Genomic DNA, 17,508 nt, shown 5'->3' with positions numbered 1-17,508 from the left:
GGACGATACGGCACATGTGCTCGGGATCGACTCGGGCGGATCGGGCGTACGGGTGGCCGTGGCGCGCGCCGAGGCCCAGCTCAGCGGTTCCGCGGAGACGCCGCTGACCTGGGCCTCAGCCATCCCCGCCGGGATCGGCGACCGGGGCATCGACGCGGCCGGGCTGCTGGAGCGGGTGCTGCCCGCCGCCCATGAGCTGCTGCGCCGGGCCGGGGCGCCGCGTCCGGCCGCCGTCTGCGTGGGCGCCGCGGGGATGGCCTCGCTCGGCGACGATCTGCGGGCGACGCTGCCGGGCGCGCTCGCGGAGGAGTTCGGCGTGCGCCGCCTCGCGCTCGCGGCGGACGCGGTGACCGGCTACGCCGGGGCGCTCGGCCAGCGGCCCGGCGCCGTGGTCGCCGCGGGCACGGGCCTGATCGCGCTGGGCGCGGTGCCCCTGCCGTGGAATGGGCGCGCGGCGGACGGCCGTACGGACGGCTCGGGCCACCCGGGCGACGCCGCGCCCGGGTGGCGGCGGGCCGACGGCTGGGGGCATCTGCTGGGCGACTGCGGCGGCGGGGCGTGGATCGGGCGGGCCGGTCTGGAGGCCGCGATGCGCGCGTACGACGGGCGCGAGGGGGGCTCACGGCCGCTGCTGGCCCGGCTGGAGGCGGTCTTCGGCCCGGCCGGTGAACTCCCGGGACAGCTGTACCCGCGCCCCGACCGGCCCGCCGTCCTGGCCTCCTTCGCGCCGGAGGTCGGCCGGTGCGCCGCCGGGGCCGATCCGGTCGCGGAGGCGATCCTGCGGGACGCCGCCCGCCACATCGCCCAGGCCGCGGCGGCGGTGTGCCCCCGCCCGGCGGCCGGTGAGATCGCGCTGACCGGTGGCCTCTTCCGCATGGGCGCGCCCCTGCTGACGCCCCTGCGCGCCGAGTTGGCCGCACGGCTGCCGGGGGTCCGGGTCACCGAGCCGGCCGGTGACCCGCTGGACGGCGCCCTGCGCATCGCGGCGGCGCTCGCCGCCGGGGAGCTGCGGCTGCCGCTCGACGCGGCACTGCTGAGCGTCATCACCGAGGGGTGAACGACGACCACCACCGATAGCCGGGGCGGCCGTTACGGATTACGGACACCCTATCGGTTATGCGAGCAGCTCCGTTCGCCCACCGCACAGCACCGAACAGCAAGGCTCGGCAAAAGGGGACAGAAAACGCCCAGTCGCACCCCTCCCGAACAGCCAACCCTATAGAGCGACTAACATGCGGCGCCATGAGCTCCCCCACAGGGCCCGCGTCCGGCCTGCCAGTACGAATGCCGCGTCCCCGCCAGCCCGGACGGCACCGCCGCCCGGAGCCCGCGGCCGCACCCGTGGGCGCACCGCCGCTGGTGCTGGCCGTTCCGGGGACCCCCGAAGCCGCCACCCGGGGCCTGGCCGAGGAGATCGTGAGCATCGCCCGCTCCGAGCTGCCCGGCCTCGACGCCCAGGTCGGCTACGTGGACGTGGAAGGCGGGAACGAGGAGTTCCCGCAGTTGGAGACCGTGCTCGCGCGCGCCGTCCAGGACCGCACCGAGCGGCTGCGCCAGGCGCGGGAGGCCGCCAAGGCCACCGCCGCCGCCACCGCGGAGGCGATCGCCGCGGCCGAGGCCGCGGGCGAGGAGATCCCGGAGATGCCTCCGCCGCCCGCCGTCCCGACCGACGGCCCGTCGGCCGTGGTGGTCCCGCTGCTCGCGGGCCCGGACAACGCGCTGCTGCGCCGGATACGCCAGTCGATCATGAGCAGCGGCTCCGCCGCCGAACTCACCGACGTCCTCGGCCCGCACCCGCTGCTCGCGGAGGGTCTGCACGTCCGGCTGTCGGAAGCGGGCCTCGCCCGCGCCGACCGGGCCCGCCTCTTCACGGTGGCGACCGCCGCGGACGGCATCATCCTGGCCACCGTGGGCGGCGGCGAGGCGGCGGACGCCGGTGGGATCACCGGCATGCTGCTCTCCGCGCGCCTCGCCGTGCCGGTGATGGCCGCCGCGCTGGACGAGGACGGGGCCGTGGTCCGCGTCGCCGAGCAGCTGCGCTCCGCCGGTTCGGCCCGGCTCGCGCTCGCGCCGTACCTGATCGGCCCGGAGGTCTCCTCCGAGCTGATCCGGGCCGCGTCCGAGGAAGCGGGCTGCGCCGCCGCCGACGCGCTCGGCGCGTACCCGGCCGTGGGCAAGCTGGTGCTGTCGAAGTACGCGGCGGCGCTGGGCATCACGCTTCCGGCGTCCTCCGGACTGCGCTGACCGGGACCGCGCTGAATCGTCCCTCCAACCGCGAGGCCCGCGCCGCGCGGGGCGTGCCGCCCCGCGCGCGGCCTGCCGTATGACGTCCCCAAGCGGGCCCATGCGGTCAGCCGAAGATCACGCAGGACGCGGCCGGGGCCTCGATCGAACCGCCGCGCCCCGGCACCCCGGTGGTGGGATCGAGGCCGAACCAGGCCACCTCGCCCGAGCGTTCGTTCGCGACGTAGAGCCGGGTTCCCGAGGGGTCGAGGGCCAGGTCACGCGGCCAGTGGCCGCCGCAGGGCGTGGTGGTGACCAGCTCCATGCGGTCGCCCGGGGTGTCGAGCGCGAGCGTCGCGACGCTGTCGTGGCCGCGGTTGGCCACCCAGACGAAGCGGCCGTCCGGGGAGACCACCACCTCGGAGGGGACGGTGGCGGTGTCCGTCCCCGGTGGGACGACCCGGGTCTCGCCGAGCGGTTCGAGGGTGCCGGACGCCGCGTCCCAGCGGCACACCGTGACCGTCGGATCCAGCTCGTTGACGACGTACGCGCGGTCGCCGCGCGGGTGGAACGCGAGGTGACGCGGCCCGCTCCCCGCCCGGAGCCGGACCTTCCGGTGCGCTCGGGGCCCGGCGGGCTCGTACACCCAGACGGCGTCGGCGCCGAGGTCGACGCTCAGCAGCCAGCCGCCGGACGGGTCGGGCAGCACCTGATGGGCGTGCGGCTCACTCTGCCGCTCGCGGACCGGGCCGCTGCCCTCGTGCCGCAGCACGGCCGTCGGCCCCCCGAGCCCGCCGTCCTCGCGGACCGGCAGCGCGCTGACGCTGCCGGAGCCGTAGTTGGCGGTGAGCAGGTGCCCGGCGGCGAGCGCGAGATGGGTGGGCGCCGCGCCGTGGACGGGGACGGGCTCGCCGAGGAGGGTGAGCGGGCGGCCGGGCCCGCCGGTCCGGAAGGCGGCGGCCGCGCCGTCGTCCGTCTCGCTCACCGCGTAGAGGACGTCGCCGCCGGGTGAGAGCGCGAGATACGAGGGGTTGGCCACCTCGTCCGTGGTGGAGCGCGGGGTCAGCGCCCCCGTGTCACGGTCGACGTCCGCGACGGTGATCCCGGCTCCGCCCGCCTCGGTGAACGACCCGATGTAGGCCCTGTACGTCCGTTGCTCCGTGCTCACCGTGCTGCCTCTCCAGCGGTTTCGCTTGCGGCCGACGCTAACAGCCCGGTCCGGACCAGGACTCTGGAATGGACGATTCCGTGCGGGACGCGCCATCAGCGCGCCCCGGTTGGCGGAACTGCCGGAGGACGCGCGCTCAGGCCCGCACGGGGGCGCGCAGCGGGTCGGCGAGGCCCGTCAGAGCGGCCTCCAGGTCGTGCAGATGGGCCAGGGCCCGGTCCGTGGCCGGATGGGGCCGCGGTCCGGCGGCGGGAGCGGGAGCGGCGGAGGACGGGCCCACGGGGGCGGTCAGACGGCTCACCGCCGCCTCGACGCGCGCGCACGCAGCGGTCAGCCGGGCGTCGTGGGAGGCGACCGGGTCGGCGGCCAGCGCGGCGAGGCCGCGCGCCTGGCGGGCACAGTCGTCGAGCGCCAGCATGACCTGCCGCGCCCGGGCCCGGCGGGCGCGCAGCGGGCTGAGCGGGTGCAGCAGCGGGGCGATGGACATCCGCAGTCCCCGCAGGGCCTCCTCCAGCTCGGCGACGTGCGGCGCGGGATCCGCGGCCGGGTCCCCCGCGAGCCGCCGCGCGGCGTCGGCGGCGCAGTGCCGTACGGACTCCAGGGCGCGCCGGATCCATCCGTCCGTCGCGGCGTGGGTGGTCACCGGGAGCACGAACGCCACGGCCAGGCCCGCCGCGACCGCGCCGACGGCTGTCTGCTCCAGGCGCAGCGCGAGCAGCCCGGGGTGCAGCACGCCGAGCAGGCCGTAGAGCAGCCCGGCCATCAGCGTCACGAAGAACACCATCCAGCTGTAGGACAGCGGCGCGGTGTAGAAGATCCCGAAGACGCAGACGGCGACGAGGACGGCGGTGGGCCCCGGGGCCCCGTCCAGCGGTACGGCGACGGCGAGCCCGGCCGCGATGCCGCTGACGGTGCCGACGACCCGGCGGAAGCCGCGTACCAGCGTCTCACCGCGCGAGGCGGTGTTCACGAAGATCCACCAGGTGGTGCCGACCGCCCAGTACCACCGCTCCCCGGAGAGCGCCTGGCCGACGGCGAGCGCGACGGCGCAGGCAGTGGCCGCCTGGAAGGCCTGCCGGGTGGCGGGCCGGGCCAGGCCCTGCCGGGCGGATCCCCGCCCGCCGGGCGGCACCGTGGCGGGTACCCCGGGCGTACGCCGCTCGACGCACCACACGCCGAACCGGACGAACGCGGCCACCGCCACGCCCATCGGCACCGCCACCGCCAGTACGGGCAGCTCCCGCCACCCGGCCTCCAGGAACTGCGCCGCGAAGAACATCATGAACGCGAAGATGCCGAGGGCGTTGCCGCGCGGCCCCCACCGCCGGGCCGCGACCCCGCAGAAGACCACCGCGAGGAAGGCCGCGTCGCGCCCGAGCGGAACCCGGTGCAGCACGGTGGCCAGCGCCAGCACCGGAAGCCCTGTGGCCGGGAACAGCGCGGTGGTGACGGCCTGCCGCCGCACCGTCGGGTCCGCCACCGTGAAGAGCGCGAGAAGCGCCGCGAGCCCGCCCGTGACGGCCGCCGTCAGGGGCAGCCCGGCCCACGCCACGGCGGCCACCGCCGAGCCGACGCCGAGCGCGCCCCGCGCCGAGATCCGCAGCCGCCGCAACCCCGGATCCGGAGCCGCGAACATCGTCGCGCACGCCCTCACCACCGTCTGAAACCCGCGCAGCACCGCTGTGACCTGTTCCTTTCGCCTCCGGGCATGACAAAGGCGCTGCGGGGACCCGGATGCGGCTTCCTTGCCGTCCGGCGCAGCCCAGCGCAACGCCATCTGCCCCCAAGAGAAGCACCCCGCCACCATCGGCTCAAGCGATCTCCGTTTCGCTGGGCCATTGGTACAGTCGCCGCTCGGACGAACCGACCACGAGGGAGCCGATGGCCCATGCCCGCACCGGTGGGCGCGGTGGACGCGCTCGACGCGAAGATCCTGCGGCTGCTGCTGGAGGAGCCGCGCACCAGCGTGCGCGAGTACGCCCGGCTGCTGGGCGTCGCGCGCGGCACCGTGCAGGCGCGGCTGGACCGGCTGGAGCGGGACGGCGTGATCACCGGCTACGGGCCGTCGCTCTCCCCCGCCGCCCTCGGCCACCCGGTGCTGGCCTTCGTGCACATCGAGGTCACCCAGGGCCATCTGGACGACGTGGGCGACGCGCTGGCCACCGTCCCGGAGATCATCGAGGTGTTCTCGACCACGGGCGCGGGTGATCTGCTGACCCGGGTGGTGGCCCGGGACAACGAGCACCTGGAGGACGTCGTGCAGCGGCTGATCCAGCAGCCGGGAGTGGTGCGCACCCGCACCGAGGTGATGCTCCGGGAGCGGGTCCGCCACCGGATGCTGCCGCTGGTCGACGCGGTGGGGCAGACCGCGGGAACCCGGCGTCGGCCCTGATCACGTCCTTGGCATGCTGTCCGTATGAGCTTCCGGCGGACCCCTTCCGTGATCTTCGACCTCGACGGCACGCTCGTGGACAGCGAGCCCAACTACTACGAGGCGGGCAAGCGCACCCTCGCGCAGTACGGCGTCACCGGCTTCACCTGGGAGGAGCACACCCAGTTCATCGGGATCGGCACCCGCGAGACCCTGGAGACCCTGCGCGCGCGGTACGCGATCGACGCGCCGGTGGACGAGCTGCTCGCCGTCAAGAACGGCCACTACCTGGAGCTGGTCCGCACCTCCACCACCGTCTTCCCCGAGATGCGGGCGTTCGCCGAGCGGCTGCGCGGCGCCGGGCATCCGCTCGCCGTCGCGTCCGGCTCCTCCCGGTCCGCGATCGAGGCCGCGCTCGCCGCCACCGGTCTGGACGCGCTGCTGCCGCTGTACGTCTCCGCGGAGGACACCGGCCGGGGCAAGCCCGAGCCGGATGTCTTCCTGGCGGCCGCGCGGCTGCTGGCCACCGATCCGGCCGACTGTGTGGTGATCGAGGACGCCGGACCCGGGGTGGAGGCGGCGCGGCGGGCCGGGATGCGCTGCGTCGCCGTCCCGTACGACGAGCACGCCGCCGGTGGCGGCTCGGCGTACGACCACGCCGGGCTGATCTTCCGGGGCGGGCAGGGCGAGTTCGACGCGGGGGCGGCGTACGACTGGGTGACGTCCGGCGGTTGATACGCACGCGTACCCCGGCCGGAAGTTGATACGTAACGCGTGCCCCGGCCGGAAACCGGACCGGGGCACGCGTGGCCGTGGCGCCACTCAGGGCGCCTCAGGGGCGCGGGGCGAAGTCCCGCCAGGGCTTGCCCGCGGCCGGCTCCGTGTCGACCCACAGGGACGTCACACAGTGCGGGCAGACGTAGGCGACGACGGTGAGCGCGTCGTGGACGCGTACGTCCCGGCCCAGGTCGTCCGGGCCGAGCGTCAGGCGGCCCGCGAGTGCTTCCCAGCCGTCCGACAGCGTGCCGAGCCCGGCCCCGCAGTGGCGGCAGGCGGCGGCCTGCCGCCCGTCCGGGCCGGGGAAGGTGGCCAGAGCGCTGCCCCAGATCCCGGTGGGCTCCCCCGTGGCGGCGGGGGCCGGGGCGGCCGGGGCCGTCATGCGGGCGCGGCGGTCCTCGCGGATCCGCTGCCGGTGCGCCTTTGTCGCGGGCTCGTCCACGCCGCCGCCCGGGGTCAGGGCGACCCCGTACAGCCGGGTGGCGGACTCCGGGGTCACCGCGTGGCGCTCCACGTCCGCGGCGACCTTGGCGGGGTCGCGCAGCAGCGGGTCGCCGTAGCCGCCGCCGTTCTGGACGGTGCACTCGAAGACGTCGCCGTGGGCGATGCGGGCCGCCGGGGAGACGCCGGGCAGCGTCTCGTGGCTGCCGCCGAGGTCGGCGAGCCGGGTGATGGCCCGCCCGCCCGCGAGCCGCTCCAGCGGCTCGGCGGAGGTGACGCGCTCGAAGCGGGCGCACGAGCCGGGCAGACCGCCGAAGAGGCCGGTGCGGTTCGGCAGCGACACCCCGTGGGTGCCGAGGACGCCGGTCACCTCCGGGGTGTCGATCGGGGTGAGGGCGAACTGGATGCCGTTGCCGCCGCGGTAGGTGCCCGCGCCGCCGGAGTCGGCGACCTGACGGCGCCACAGGTACATCAGCGGATGCCGCATCTCCTGCTGTTCGACGTCGGTCGCGCCGCCGCCGAGGATGACCATGGCGCCGCCCGCGTCCACGCCGTCGCGGAAGGAGAAGGCGGGCCCGCCCCACATCAGCGAGTCCATGTACATCGAGGCGAACGGCTGCCCGTGCTGGTCGGCGCCGCCGAACTGGCTCAGCTGCCAGGACCCGTCGCTCGGGCCGAAGGCGAAGCTCTCGTAACGCTCGGAGAAGCTGAGCATCTTCGCGATCGCGCCGCCCGCGGAGCAGGTCGCCGTCCAGTTCGCGCCCGCGGCGCCGCCGCTGACGGGCATCGGCTCCACGGCGGTGACGCACAGCCCGTCGGGCGCCTTGACCTCGACGGGGCGCATGATGCCGTGGTTCCAGTGGATCTCCGCGCCGAACGTGCACAGCATGAGCGTGGCCACGGCGCCGAGCAGCCCGCCGCGGGTGGTCATGCCGTACGCGGGGCTCTGCGGGCTGGAGTCGGAGAAGTCGAAGACCAGCCGGTCGCCGGTCTTCTCCATCCGGCAGGGGACCTCCAGCAGTTCGATGCCCTGGTCGCCGTCGTTCCCCGAGCCGTCCGGGCGGTCGAGGTACGAGGTGTGCTCGTACACCCCGTCCGGCAGCTCCTCCAGCATGGCCCGCAGCTGGGCCTCGCTGTGGTCGAGGGTGCGCTCCATGGTGGTGCGCACCTGGCCGGTGCCGTAGCGGTCGCACAGCTCGTGGAAGCGCCGCTCGGCGACGCGCAGTCCGGCGAGGAAGGCGCGGAAGTCGTTGGCGACCGTGCCCGCCATGCGGGAGTTGGCGACGATCGTGTCCCACAGCTCCTGGTTGACGGTCCCCTTGCGGACGATCCGGCCCGGCGGGATCCGGATGCCCTCCTGGTAGACGTCGGTGGCGGTGGTGCACCAGCTGCCGGGGTCCATGCCGCCGAGGTCGACCTGGTGGGCCATGCAGCCGAGCCAGGCGACGAGTTCGCCGTCCCGGAAGACCGGGCTGCAGAACTGCACGTCGTTCTGGTGCATCGCGGCGATGTAGGGGTCGTTGATGATGAAGACGTCACCGGGCTCGATGTCGTCGTAGCGGCGCTGGAACTCCTCGATCGCCATCGCGCCCGTGTAGACCGGGGTCAGCAGATAGGTGCCGATGACGGCCATCTCGCCGGAGGCCGTGTAGATGCCGAAGTTGTAGTCGGTGGCGTGCACGACCGGGGAGCCGGAGACGTGCTCGACGGTGGTGGCGCCCTCGGCGTTGATGGACCAGAGCTTGTGCCGGATCACCTCGTGGGTGACGGGGTCGGCCGTCCCGTTCGCGGCGGCCGGGGGTGTGGGGGCAGCGGTGTTCATCGTTGCTCCTTGTGGGGGGAGGCGGGCCGGGTCAGGGGCGGTTGTGGATGACGATGCCGCCGAGCCGGTCGACGACGGCCTCCTGGCCGGAGCCGATCACGACGGTGGTGTCCGGCATCTCCACGATGGCCAGACCGTCGATGCGCAAGCCCTGGTGCAGGTGGTCGGCGCGGTAGACGGTGGCGTCCGTCCACGCGCCGCCGCTGAACACCCGCCGGGTGCCCGGCTCGGCCACGGCCCCGGCGTCCTCGGCCCGCCGTACGGTGTCGAGTTCGGCGCGGGGCACCGGGCTCGCCGCGACGACCCGGAAGGTGGTGATCTCCACACCGCCCTCGGGGAACGCCGAGCCCTTGCCGAACCGGCCCTCGTAGGTGTCGATGAACCGCTCGACCATGGCGTTCACCTCGGCGGCGGTGATCGGGCCGTCGCCGAAGCCGACGGTCAGCACATGGATCTGGGCCCGGAACCGGATCTCCACGGACCGGGCGAAGGTGACCGTCCCGCGGTCGGCGCCCGCCTCGACGAGCCCCCGCGCGGCCCGCTCCTGCAGCGCGGTGAAGGCCGCCTCGATCTCCTCCGGCGGCAGCGCGGCCCCGTAGTCGGTGGTGCCGGGCGGCGACTGGAGCGGCTTGGACAGCTCCTCGACCATGGTCAGGTCCGAACTGCCGATGCCGAACGCCGAATGGACCGAGGCGGTGAGCGGGACGACGATCCGCGGACAGCCCAGCTCGGCGCCGTAGCTGAAGGCGTGCAGCGGACCCGCGCCGCCGTACGCGAACACCGAGAAGTCGGCCGGGTCGTAGCCCTGTTCCACGGTCACCTGGCGCACCAGGTCGGCCATCCGGGCGTCCACGATGGTCTTGATGCCCTCGGCGGCCTGTTCGACGCTCAAGCCGGTCGGCCGGGCGATGTGCTCCTCGATGGCGGCGCGGGCGCGCTCGACATCGAGGGTGAGCCGCCCGCCGAGGAAGTTGTCCGGGTTGAGGTAGCCGAGCACCAGGTCCGCGTCGGCGACCGTGGGGCGCTCGCCGCCGCGCCCGTAGCAGGCCGGGCCGGGGCGGGCACCCGCGCTCTCGGGCCCGACGGCCAGCACCCCGCCCCGTACGGAGGCGATGGAACCGGCCCCGGCGCCGATCGCCCGCACCGCCACGGACGGCAGGGCGAGCCGGTCGCGGCCGATGAGGGTGGTGTTGGACATGACGGGACGCTCGTCCAGGACCAGCCCGACGTCGAAGCTGGTGCCGCCCATGTCGGTGGTGACGATGTTGCGGTGCTCGCCCCGGCTGCCCAGGTACTGGGAGGCGACCACGCCGCCGACCGGCCCGGACATCACGGCCGCCGCCGCGCGCTTCTCCGCCTCGGCGAAGGTCGCGAGCCCGCCGCCGGACTGCATGAGCAGCGGGCCGGTGCGCAGGCCCGCCTTGGCCAGGGTGGATTCGAAGCTGTCCAGCGACGCCCCGAGCAGCGGGCGCAGGCCCGCGTTGACCGCGGTGGTCAGGGTGCGCTCGTACTCGCCGATCCGCGGCAGGAACTCAGCTGACAGCGTGACGCTCGCGCCGGGCGCCTCCTCGGCCACGATCTCGCCGACCCGGCGCTCGTGCGCGTCGTTGGCGAAGGACCACAGCAGCGAGACGGCGAACACCTCGGCCCCGGCGTCCCGCAGCCGCGCCACGGCGCGCCGCACGTCGTCCTCGTCCAGCGGGCAGACGACCCGGCCCGCGTAGTCGACGCGCTCGGTGACCTCCTCGGTCAGCGAACGGGGCACGGCCGCGGGCTGTTTCACCAGCGTGCGGAACCGCTTGATCTCCTCTTCCTCAAGTCCGGTCCCCTTGAACCCGCGCATGGTCGTCAGGGTGTCCCCGAAGCCGCGGGTCTGGATCAGGCCAACCTTCTTGGTGCGGCCTTCGAGCATGGCGTTGGTGGCGATCGTGGTGCCATGCGCGAACATCTCGACGTCCGCGAGCAGTGCGGCCAGGCCGACGCCGCGCTCATCGGCGGCGTCGACCAGGGTGTTCAGCACCCCTTCGGCCGGATTCCCGGGGACGGTGGAGGACTTGTACCTGCCGACCCGTCCGGTGTCATCGATCACGACGGTGTCGGTGAAGGTGCCACCGATGTCGGAAGCCACGTAGTACGAAGGCATCCGGGCTGGATCAACTCCTTGGGTCTTCAGTCTGATGCACGACATGAACGAGCCTTTCCGCCATGCCGGATCGCTGTCAACCAGAGATGATCTTCGTCAATTGTCCGTTGGTCTCGTGGTGGATCGGTGTCTTCGAGCCGGTCAACGGCACGCCCGTGCCGCCTCGTCTGGCCGCGATGATCTCCGCCGCGATGGACAGGGCGGTCTCCTCGGGCGTACGGGCGCCGAGGTCGAGGCCGATCGGCGAGCGCAGCCGGGCCAGTTCGCGGTCGGTGAGACCGGCCTCGCGCAGCTTGCGGGTGCGGTCGCCGTGGGTGCGGCGCGAGCCCATCGCGCCGACGAACGCGACCGGCAGCCGCAGGGCCACCTCCAGCAGCGGCACGTCGAACTTGGCGTCATGGGTGAGCACGCACAGCACCGTTCGGCCGTCGGTGGCCGTGTCCCGCAGGTAGCGGTGCGGCCAGTCGACCACGATCTCGTCGGCGTCGGGAAAGCGGTCCCGAGTGGCGAAGACGGGGCGGGCGTCGCACACGGTCACGTGGTAACCGAGGAACCTGCCCGTGCGCGCCAGGGCCGCGGCGAAGTCCACGGCGCCGAAGACGATCATCCGGGGCGGCGGCACGCTCGACTCGACGAAGACCGTCAGGCCACCCGACTCCGGGAGGGTGAACGCGCCGGTGCGGCCCGAGGCGAGCAGGGCGCCCGCCTCCTCCGCCGCCGTACCGTCCGCCTCGGGGCGGCCGCCCAGGCCGCCCTCGTACGAGCCGTCCGGGCGGACCAGGAGCGCCCGGCCGAGGAGGTCGGCCGGGCCCCGGGACACCCGGGCGACCGCGGCCGTCTCGCCGCGGGCGGCGGCCGACAGGGCCGCCGCGAACACCTTCCGGACCGGCGCGTCCGCGCGCACCGGCGTGACCAGGACCTCCAGCTCACCGCCGCAGGTCAGCCCCACCGCGAACGCGTCCTCGTCGCTGTACCCGAACCGCTCCAGGACGGTCGTGCCGTCCTGGAGCGTCTGGAGGCAGCGGTCGTAGACCGCTCCCTCCACACAGCCGCCGGAGACCGAGCCGATGGCCGTGCCCCCAGCGTCGACGGCGAGGGCGGCGCCGGGACCACGCGGCGCGCTGCCACCGACGGCCACGACGGTGGCGACGGCGAAGTCCCGGCCCTCCTCGACCCACCGGTTCAGCTCGGTGGCGATGTCAAGCATCCCCGTCCCCACCTGGCGCGGTGCCCGCCAGCAGAACGCGGTCGGGACGGATCGGCAGGTGCCGGTGGCGCACACCGGTCGCGTGCCAGACGGCGTTGGCGATCGCCGCCGCCGCGCCGACGATGCCGACCTCGCCGATGCCCTTGATGCCGACGGGGTCGTCCGGGTCCGGGTCGTCCACCCAGCCCACCTCGATCGGCGGCACATCGGCGTGCGCGGCGACGTGGTAGCCCGCCAGGTCGGGGCCGACGTGGCTGCCGAAGGCCTGGTCCCGGATCGCCTCCTCGTGCAGCGCCATGGACAGGCCCCAGGTCATGCCGCCGATGAACTGGCTGCGCGCGGTCAGCGGGTTGACGATCCGGCCCGCGGCGAAGATGCCGAGCATGCGCCGCACGCGGACCTCGCCCGTGGCGGTGTCCACGGCGACCTCGGCGAACTGGGCTCCGTAGGAGTGCCGTTCCTTCTTGGCGAGCGCGAAGACGGCCTCGGAGGTGTCCGACCGGGCGGTGATGCCCTCCTCCGGGATGGTGCCGCCGAGGGACAGCTGCTCGCGCAGCTCCTTCACCGCGGAGGTGACGGCCCAGGCCCAGGAGCGGGTGCCCATGGAGCCACCGGCGATCATCGCCTGCCCGAAGTCGCTGTCCGCGATCCGCATGTGGATGCGGCTCGGTGCCACCTCCAGCGCGTCGGCGGCGATCTGGGTCAGCGCGGTCCTGGCTCCGGTGCCGATGTCGGCCGCGGTGATCCGTACCGTGAACGTGCCGTCCGCCTCGGCGGTCACCGCGGCCGTGGACGGCATGGCGTTCGAGGGGAACGTGGCCGCCGCGGTACCGGTCCCGAGCAGCCAGCGGCCCTCGCGGCGCAGCCCGGGACGCGCGTCGCGGTCCGCCCAGCCGAACCTGCGGGCGCCCTCCTCGAAGCAGTCGATCAGCCTGCGGGTGCTGAACGGCAGCCCGGACACCGGACCCGCCTCGGGTTCGTTGCGGGCCCGCAGCGCGATCGGGTCGAGGCCGCACTTCTCGGCGAGTTCGTCGAGCGCGGACTCCAGCGCGAACGAGCCGGGCGCCTCGCCCGGCGCGCGCACGAAGGTCGGTGTCGGCACGTCGAGCTTCACCAAGCGGTTGACGGTGTGGTGCGCGTCGGCGTCGTACATCGCGCGCCCGTAGTCGGCGCTGCGCTCGATGAACTCGTGCACGGTCGACGTGAGGCTCTGGGCCTGGTGGTCGAAGACGCTCAGCCGCCCGTCCGCGTCGGCGCCGAGCCTGACCCGCTGCGCGGTGGGGCTGCGGTAGCCGGTGATGGCGAACATCTGGCGGCGCGTCAGGACGACCCTGACCGGGCGGTGGAGGACGGTCGTGGCCATCACGGCGGCCACCTGGTGCGGGCGCAGGCCCTTGGAGCCGAAGCCGCCGCCGACGTGTTCGGAGCGCACCCGGACCGAGCCCGGGTCGAGGGAGAACATCTTCGCCAGCTCGTCGGCCACCCACATGCTGCCCTGGTTGGAGTCGACGACCTCCAGCCGTCCGCTCTCCCAGCGGGCGGTGGCCGCGTGCGGCTCCATCATGGCGTGGTGCTCTTCCGGAGTGGTGTACTCCGCGTCCACGGTGAAGGCCGCCGCGGCGAGTCCGGCCTCGACGTCGCCCTTCTCGGTCTCCGCACCCTGCTCCTGCGGGACGTACGTACCGGTGCGCCCGGCGGAGAACGCGACGTCGTGCGGCTCCTCCTCGTACCGGACCTCCAGCGCCTCGGCGGCCTCCCGGGCCTGCTCCGGCGTCTGTGCGACGACCAGCGCCACGGGCCAGCCCGCGAACGGCACCCGGTCGTTCTGGAAGAGCGTGATGGTCGGGTCGGGCTTCCCCAGCAGGCCGACGTAGTCGCCGTCGACGCGCGGGGCGTTGCCGTGGTGCAGGACGGCGAGGACGCCGGGCATCGCCTCGACGGGCGCGGTCTCCACCGAGCGGATGCGGCCGCGGGCGATGGTGGACACCACCAGCCAGCCGTGGGCCAGATCGGCGAAGGGGATCTCACCGGCGTAGCGGGCGGCGCCGGTGACCTTCTCGCGGCCCTCGACGCGGGTGTGCGCGGCGCCGACGGACGGGGTGACGGCGGCGGTTCCGGTCGTCGTGGTCATCGGGCGGCCTCCTCGGAGAGTTCGGACAGCATGGCCACGACCAGGTTGCGCATCAGCGTCACCTTGTATCCGTTGTGCGGCAGTGTCTCGGCGGCCGCCAGTTCGGCGTCGGCGGCGGCGGCGAACGCCTCGGCGCTCACCGGGCCCCCGGTCAGCACCCGCTCGGCCTCACGGGCCCGCCACGGCCGGGACGCCACCGCCCCGAAGGCCAGGCGCACTTCGTGGACGACTCCGTCGCGGACGTCGAGGGCGGCGGCGATCGAGCCGATCGCGAACGCGTAGGAGGCGCGCTCACGCACCTTCCGGTAGCGCGAGACGGTGGCGACCGGAGCGGGCGGCAGGGAGACGCCGGTGATCAGCGCGCCGGACGGCAGCGCGGTCTCCAGGTGCGGGGTGTCCCCCACCGGCAGATAGAACGACGCGATGGGCAACTCGCCCGGCCCGTCCGCCGTTTCGAAGTGAACGACGGCGTCGAAGGCGGCCAGCGCCACCCCCATGTCCGAGGGGTGGGTGGCCACGCAGTGCTCGGAGGCGCCGAGGATCGCGTGGTTGTGGTGCTCGCCCTCGATGGCGGGACAACCGCTGCCGGGGACCCGCTTGTTGCACGGCTTGGCGGTGTCGGTGAAGTAGCCGCAGCGGGTGCGCTGGAGCAGGTTTCCGCCGACCGTGGCCATGTTGCGCAGCTGCCCGGAGGCCCCGGCCAGCACGGCCTGGGCCAGCGCCGGGTAGCGGGTGCGCACCTCGGGGTGGGCGGCGAGGTCGCTGTTGGTGACGGTCGCGCCGATCCGCAGGCCCCCGTCCGGCGTGGCCTCGATCTGGTCCAGGGGGAGGTCACGCACGTCGACGAGGCGTGCGGGCCGCTCCACCCCGGTCTTCATCAGGTCGACGAGGTTGGTGCCACCGCCGAGGTAGCGCGCGTCGGGGTCGGCGCCCAGCAGGGCCACGGCCCCGGAGACGTCGTACACGCGCTCGTACCCGAATTCCCTCATACCGCTGCCTCCGCGTCCTTCGCGCCGATACCGTCACCCGAGCCGCCCGAGGACGGCTGTGCGGCCTCCGCCGCCCGTGCGACCGCCTCGACGATCGACACGTACGCGCCGCAGCGGCACAGGTTGCCGCTCATCCGCTCCCGGATCTCCTCCGCGGACAGCGGCTGGACTCCCGCGTCCGGCCGCACGTCCTGGGTCGCGGCGCTCGGCCAGCCCGCCGCGTGTTCCTCGATCACGGCGATGGCCGAGCAGATCTGCCCGGGGGTGCAGTAGCCGCACTGGTAGCCGTCGAGGTCGAGGAAGGCCTGCTGCACCGGGTGCAGGTCCTCGCCGTCGGCCACGCCTTCGATGGTGGTGATCTCGCGCCCCTCGGCGGCCACCGCGAGCTGGAGACACGAGACGGCCCGGCGGCCGTCGAGCAACACGGTGCAGGCACCGCACTGACCCTGGTCGCACCCCTTCTTCGTGCCGGTCAGATCGAGGCGTTCGCGCAGGGCGTCGAGCAGGGTGGTGCGATGGTCGACGGGCAGCGTGTGCTTCTCGCCGTTGATGTTCAGCGTGATGGCGCTGTGCGTCGGGGAAGGGGCTGGGGCCATGATCAGCCTTCTTTCGCGTAGCTGGTGCGCGTCGAGCGAAATGATCCGGGCAGACGGGGCGGGAGTGGTCCGGGAGGACATGGGAAGAGTCTGGAAAGGTGAGCGGGCTGGTGGCGACCGGCACCGGCCGCTCGTACCGGGCGTTCGCACTGGCCGGATCTGCCGGTAAGGTAGACCTAAGTGGACAGTTGTCCGGCTGCTATGAACTTATCGGACAGTTGTCCGGTTAGCAAGGGCGGTCCGACACCGCGATTCCGGAAAGGAGGACGAGTGCCCGAGAAGAAGGACACCCCACTGCGCTCGGACGCGCAACGGAATCGCGAGCGCATCCTCGAAGTGGCCCTGGCGGAACTGACGTGCTCGGCGGACGCCCCACTGAGCGCGATCGCGAAGAAGGCGGGTGTCGGACAGGGAACGTTCTACCGGAACTTCCCCAACCGCGAGGCGCTGGTCCTGGAGGTCTACCGCTACGAGGTGCAGCAGGTCGCCGACGCCGCGGCCCAGCTGCTCCGTACCCGGGCACCGGACCAGGCGCTGCGGGAGTGGATGGACCGCCTCGCCCGGTACGCCATGACCAAGGCGGGCCTGGCCGGAGCGCTGCACAAGGCCACCAGCGAGCACGGCGGGCTGGTCCAGCTGGCCCGCTCCACGCTGACCTCGGCCGTCACGCTCCTGCTGACGGCGAACGAGGAGGCGGGCACGATCCGCCCGGGGGTCACCGCCGACGACTTCATGCTCGTCATCGCCGGACTCTGGCAGATCGATCCGCGCGGGGACTGGCAGCGGTGCGCCGGACGGCTCCTGGACCTGGTGATGGACGGACTGCGCGCCGGTGCGCCGGGGCAGGCGCCTCGTTAGGACCGGCGGCGCGGCCTGCCGCGCTTGGCGCCCTTGGGGGCAGCGGAACGGCCCCGCGGGTTCTTCCCGGCCCCGGCCGCCCTACTGGATCCGGACTTGCCGGATGCCGCCTTGCCCGCCGCGGGCTTGCGCTTCTCCTGCGCCGGGGGCTGGGCGCGGCCCCGGGTGCTGTTGACCGTCCGCCCGCGGACGATCCCGATGAAGTCCTCCACCTGGTCGGTGGTCGCGTCCTCCGGCCAGGACAGCGCGACGCTCGACTGCGGCGCGTCCGTGACCGGCCGGTAGGTGAGGTCCCTGCGGTGGTGCAGCCGGGCCAGCGACTGCGGCACGACCAGCACGCCCACTCCGGCCGCCACCAGCTCGATGGCGTCCGCCGTCGTGGCGGGGCGCTCGATCGCGGGCCGCCCCGGCAGCCGCTCCCAGCCGATCACGTCGTCCAGGGGGTGCAGCACGATGTCCTCGGCCAGATCGTCGGCGGTCACCTCGTCGACCGCCGCCACGATGTGGTCCTTCGGCACCACGACCACCGAGGTCTCGGTGTAGAGGGGGATCGCGCTGAACACCGTACGGTCCACCGGCAGCCGCACAAGACCCGCGTCCGCGTCGCCGCCCCGCAGCACCTCGGGCGCTTCGGCGGCGGACACCGGGATGAGGGTAAGGGGGACGTCGGGCAGGCGCTCGTTCCAGATCCGCACCCACTTGGCGGGCGTCGCCCCTGGGACATACGCGAGCCGGAACGAAGGGGATGCTTCCGAGCCTGTCACCCCGCCAGGCTACCGGTC

At 74.1% G+C, this 17,508-nt stretch carries 14 protein-coding genes; 5 read left to right on the top strand and 9 right to left on the bottom strand.

Annotation, left to right across the window (positions count from 1 at the left end):
* Positions 1-16: 16 nt before the first annotated feature.
* Positions 17-1,057: an N-acetylglucosamine kinase gene (locus ACZ6CL_RS14365; protein ID WP_468936050.1), complete on the top strand. Its 1,041-nt coding sequence runs from the start codon at positions 17-19 to the stop codon at positions 1,055-1,057.
* Between the two features lie 185 nt (positions 1,058-1,242).
* Positions 1,243-2,244: a sirohydrochlorin chelatase family protein gene (locus tag ACZ6CL_RS14360; protein ID WP_468935633.1), complete on the top strand. Its 1,002-nt coding sequence runs from the start codon at positions 1,243-1,245 to the stop codon at positions 2,242-2,244.
* Positions 2,245-2,350: 106 nt separating this feature from the next.
* On the opposite strand, the gene ACZ6CL_RS14355 is transcribed toward ACZ6CL_RS14360, so the two are convergent.
* Positions 2,351-3,391 carry a lactonase family protein gene (locus ACZ6CL_RS14355; protein ID WP_468935630.1) on the bottom strand — a complete coding sequence of 347 codons (1,041 nt, stop codon included), beginning with the start codon at positions 3,389-3,391 and terminating at the stop codon, positions 2,351-2,353.
* A 136-nt stretch (positions 3,392-3,527) separates the two neighbouring features.
* On the bottom strand, positions 3,528-5,027 hold the full coding sequence (locus ACZ6CL_RS14350; RefSeq protein WP_468936047.1) for an FUSC family protein: 1,500 nt from the start codon (positions 5,025-5,027) through the stop codon (positions 3,528-3,530).
* Positions 5,028-5,279: 252 nt separating this feature from the next.
* Between ACZ6CL_RS14350 and ACZ6CL_RS14345 the strand changes: the two genes are divergently transcribed.
* Both ACZ6CL_RS14345 and ACZ6CL_RS14340 read left to right on the top strand, forming a co-directional pair.
* Positions 5,280-5,783, top strand: coding sequence for an Lrp/AsnC family transcriptional regulator (locus tag ACZ6CL_RS14345; protein ID WP_468935628.1), 504 nt, complete (start codon positions 5,280-5,282; stop codon positions 5,781-5,783).
* A 24-nt stretch (positions 5,784-5,807) separates the two neighbouring features.
* A complete protein-coding gene (locus tag ACZ6CL_RS14340; protein ID WP_468935625.1) occupies positions 5,808-6,497 on the top strand; it encodes an HAD family hydrolase in 690 nt (229 codons plus the stop codon).
* A gap of 97 nt (positions 6,498-6,594) precedes the next feature.
* Here ACZ6CL_RS14340 and ACZ6CL_RS14335 read toward each other — a convergent pair whose 3' ends face one another.
* From ACZ6CL_RS14335 to ACZ6CL_RS14310, 6 genes are all read right to left on the bottom strand, one after another.
* Entirely contained in the window at positions 6,595-8,802 is a 2,208-nt protein-coding gene (locus ACZ6CL_RS14335; protein ID WP_468935622.1) for a hydantoinase B/oxoprolinase family protein, read from the bottom strand.
* A gap of 31 nt (positions 8,803-8,833) precedes the next feature.
* Positions 8,834-10,945 carry a hydantoinase/oxoprolinase family protein gene (locus ACZ6CL_RS14330; RefSeq protein WP_468935619.1) on the bottom strand — a complete coding sequence of 704 codons (2,112 nt, stop codon included), beginning with the start codon at positions 10,943-10,945 and terminating at the stop codon, positions 8,834-8,836.
* Between the two features lie 76 nt (positions 10,946-11,021).
* Positions 11,022-12,152: an XdhC family protein gene (locus tag ACZ6CL_RS14325; protein WP_468935616.1), complete on the bottom strand. Its 1,131-nt coding sequence runs from the start codon at positions 12,150-12,152 to the stop codon at positions 11,022-11,024.
* A complete protein-coding gene (locus ACZ6CL_RS14320; protein WP_468935614.1) occupies positions 12,145-14,283 on the bottom strand; it encodes a xanthine dehydrogenase family protein molybdopterin-binding subunit in 2,139 nt (712 codons plus the stop codon). The genes ACZ6CL_RS14325 and ACZ6CL_RS14320 overlap by 8 nt, the downstream gene beginning before the upstream one ends.
* A complete protein-coding gene (locus ACZ6CL_RS14315) occupies positions 14,280-15,272 on the bottom strand; it encodes an FAD binding domain-containing protein (protein WP_468935612.1) in 993 nt (330 codons plus the stop codon). The genes ACZ6CL_RS14320 and ACZ6CL_RS14315 overlap by 4 nt, the downstream gene beginning before the upstream one ends.
* Positions 15,269-15,868 carry a (2Fe-2S)-binding protein gene (locus ACZ6CL_RS14310; protein ID WP_468935609.1) on the bottom strand — a complete coding sequence of 200 codons (600 nt, stop codon included), beginning with the start codon at positions 15,866-15,868 and terminating at the stop codon, positions 15,269-15,271. The genes ACZ6CL_RS14315 and ACZ6CL_RS14310 overlap by 4 nt, the downstream gene beginning before the upstream one ends.
* A 270-nt stretch (positions 15,869-16,138) precedes the next feature.
* Between ACZ6CL_RS14310 and ACZ6CL_RS14305 the strand changes: the two genes are divergently transcribed.
* Positions 16,139-16,726, top strand: a complete 588-nt coding sequence (locus ACZ6CL_RS14305; protein WP_468935606.1) for a TetR/AcrR family transcriptional regulator — start codon at positions 16,139-16,141, stop codon at positions 16,724-16,726.
* Here the strand turns inward: ACZ6CL_RS14305 and ACZ6CL_RS14300 are convergent.
* Positions 16,723-17,490 (bottom strand): LysR substrate-binding domain-containing protein, encoded by a 768-nt coding sequence (locus tag ACZ6CL_RS14300; protein ID WP_468935603.1) that lies wholly within the window; start codon positions 17,488-17,490, stop codon positions 16,723-16,725. The two genes, ACZ6CL_RS14305 and ACZ6CL_RS14300, sit on opposite strands and share 4 nt — an antisense overlap.
* Between the last annotated feature and the right edge of the window lie 18 nt (positions 17,491-17,508).

Source organism: Streptomyces sp. NPDC041200 (genome assembly GCF_055591805.1).
The sequence above is the reverse complement of the archived record's forward strand: the minus strand, read 5'-3'. Positions and strand labels throughout refer to the sequence as shown.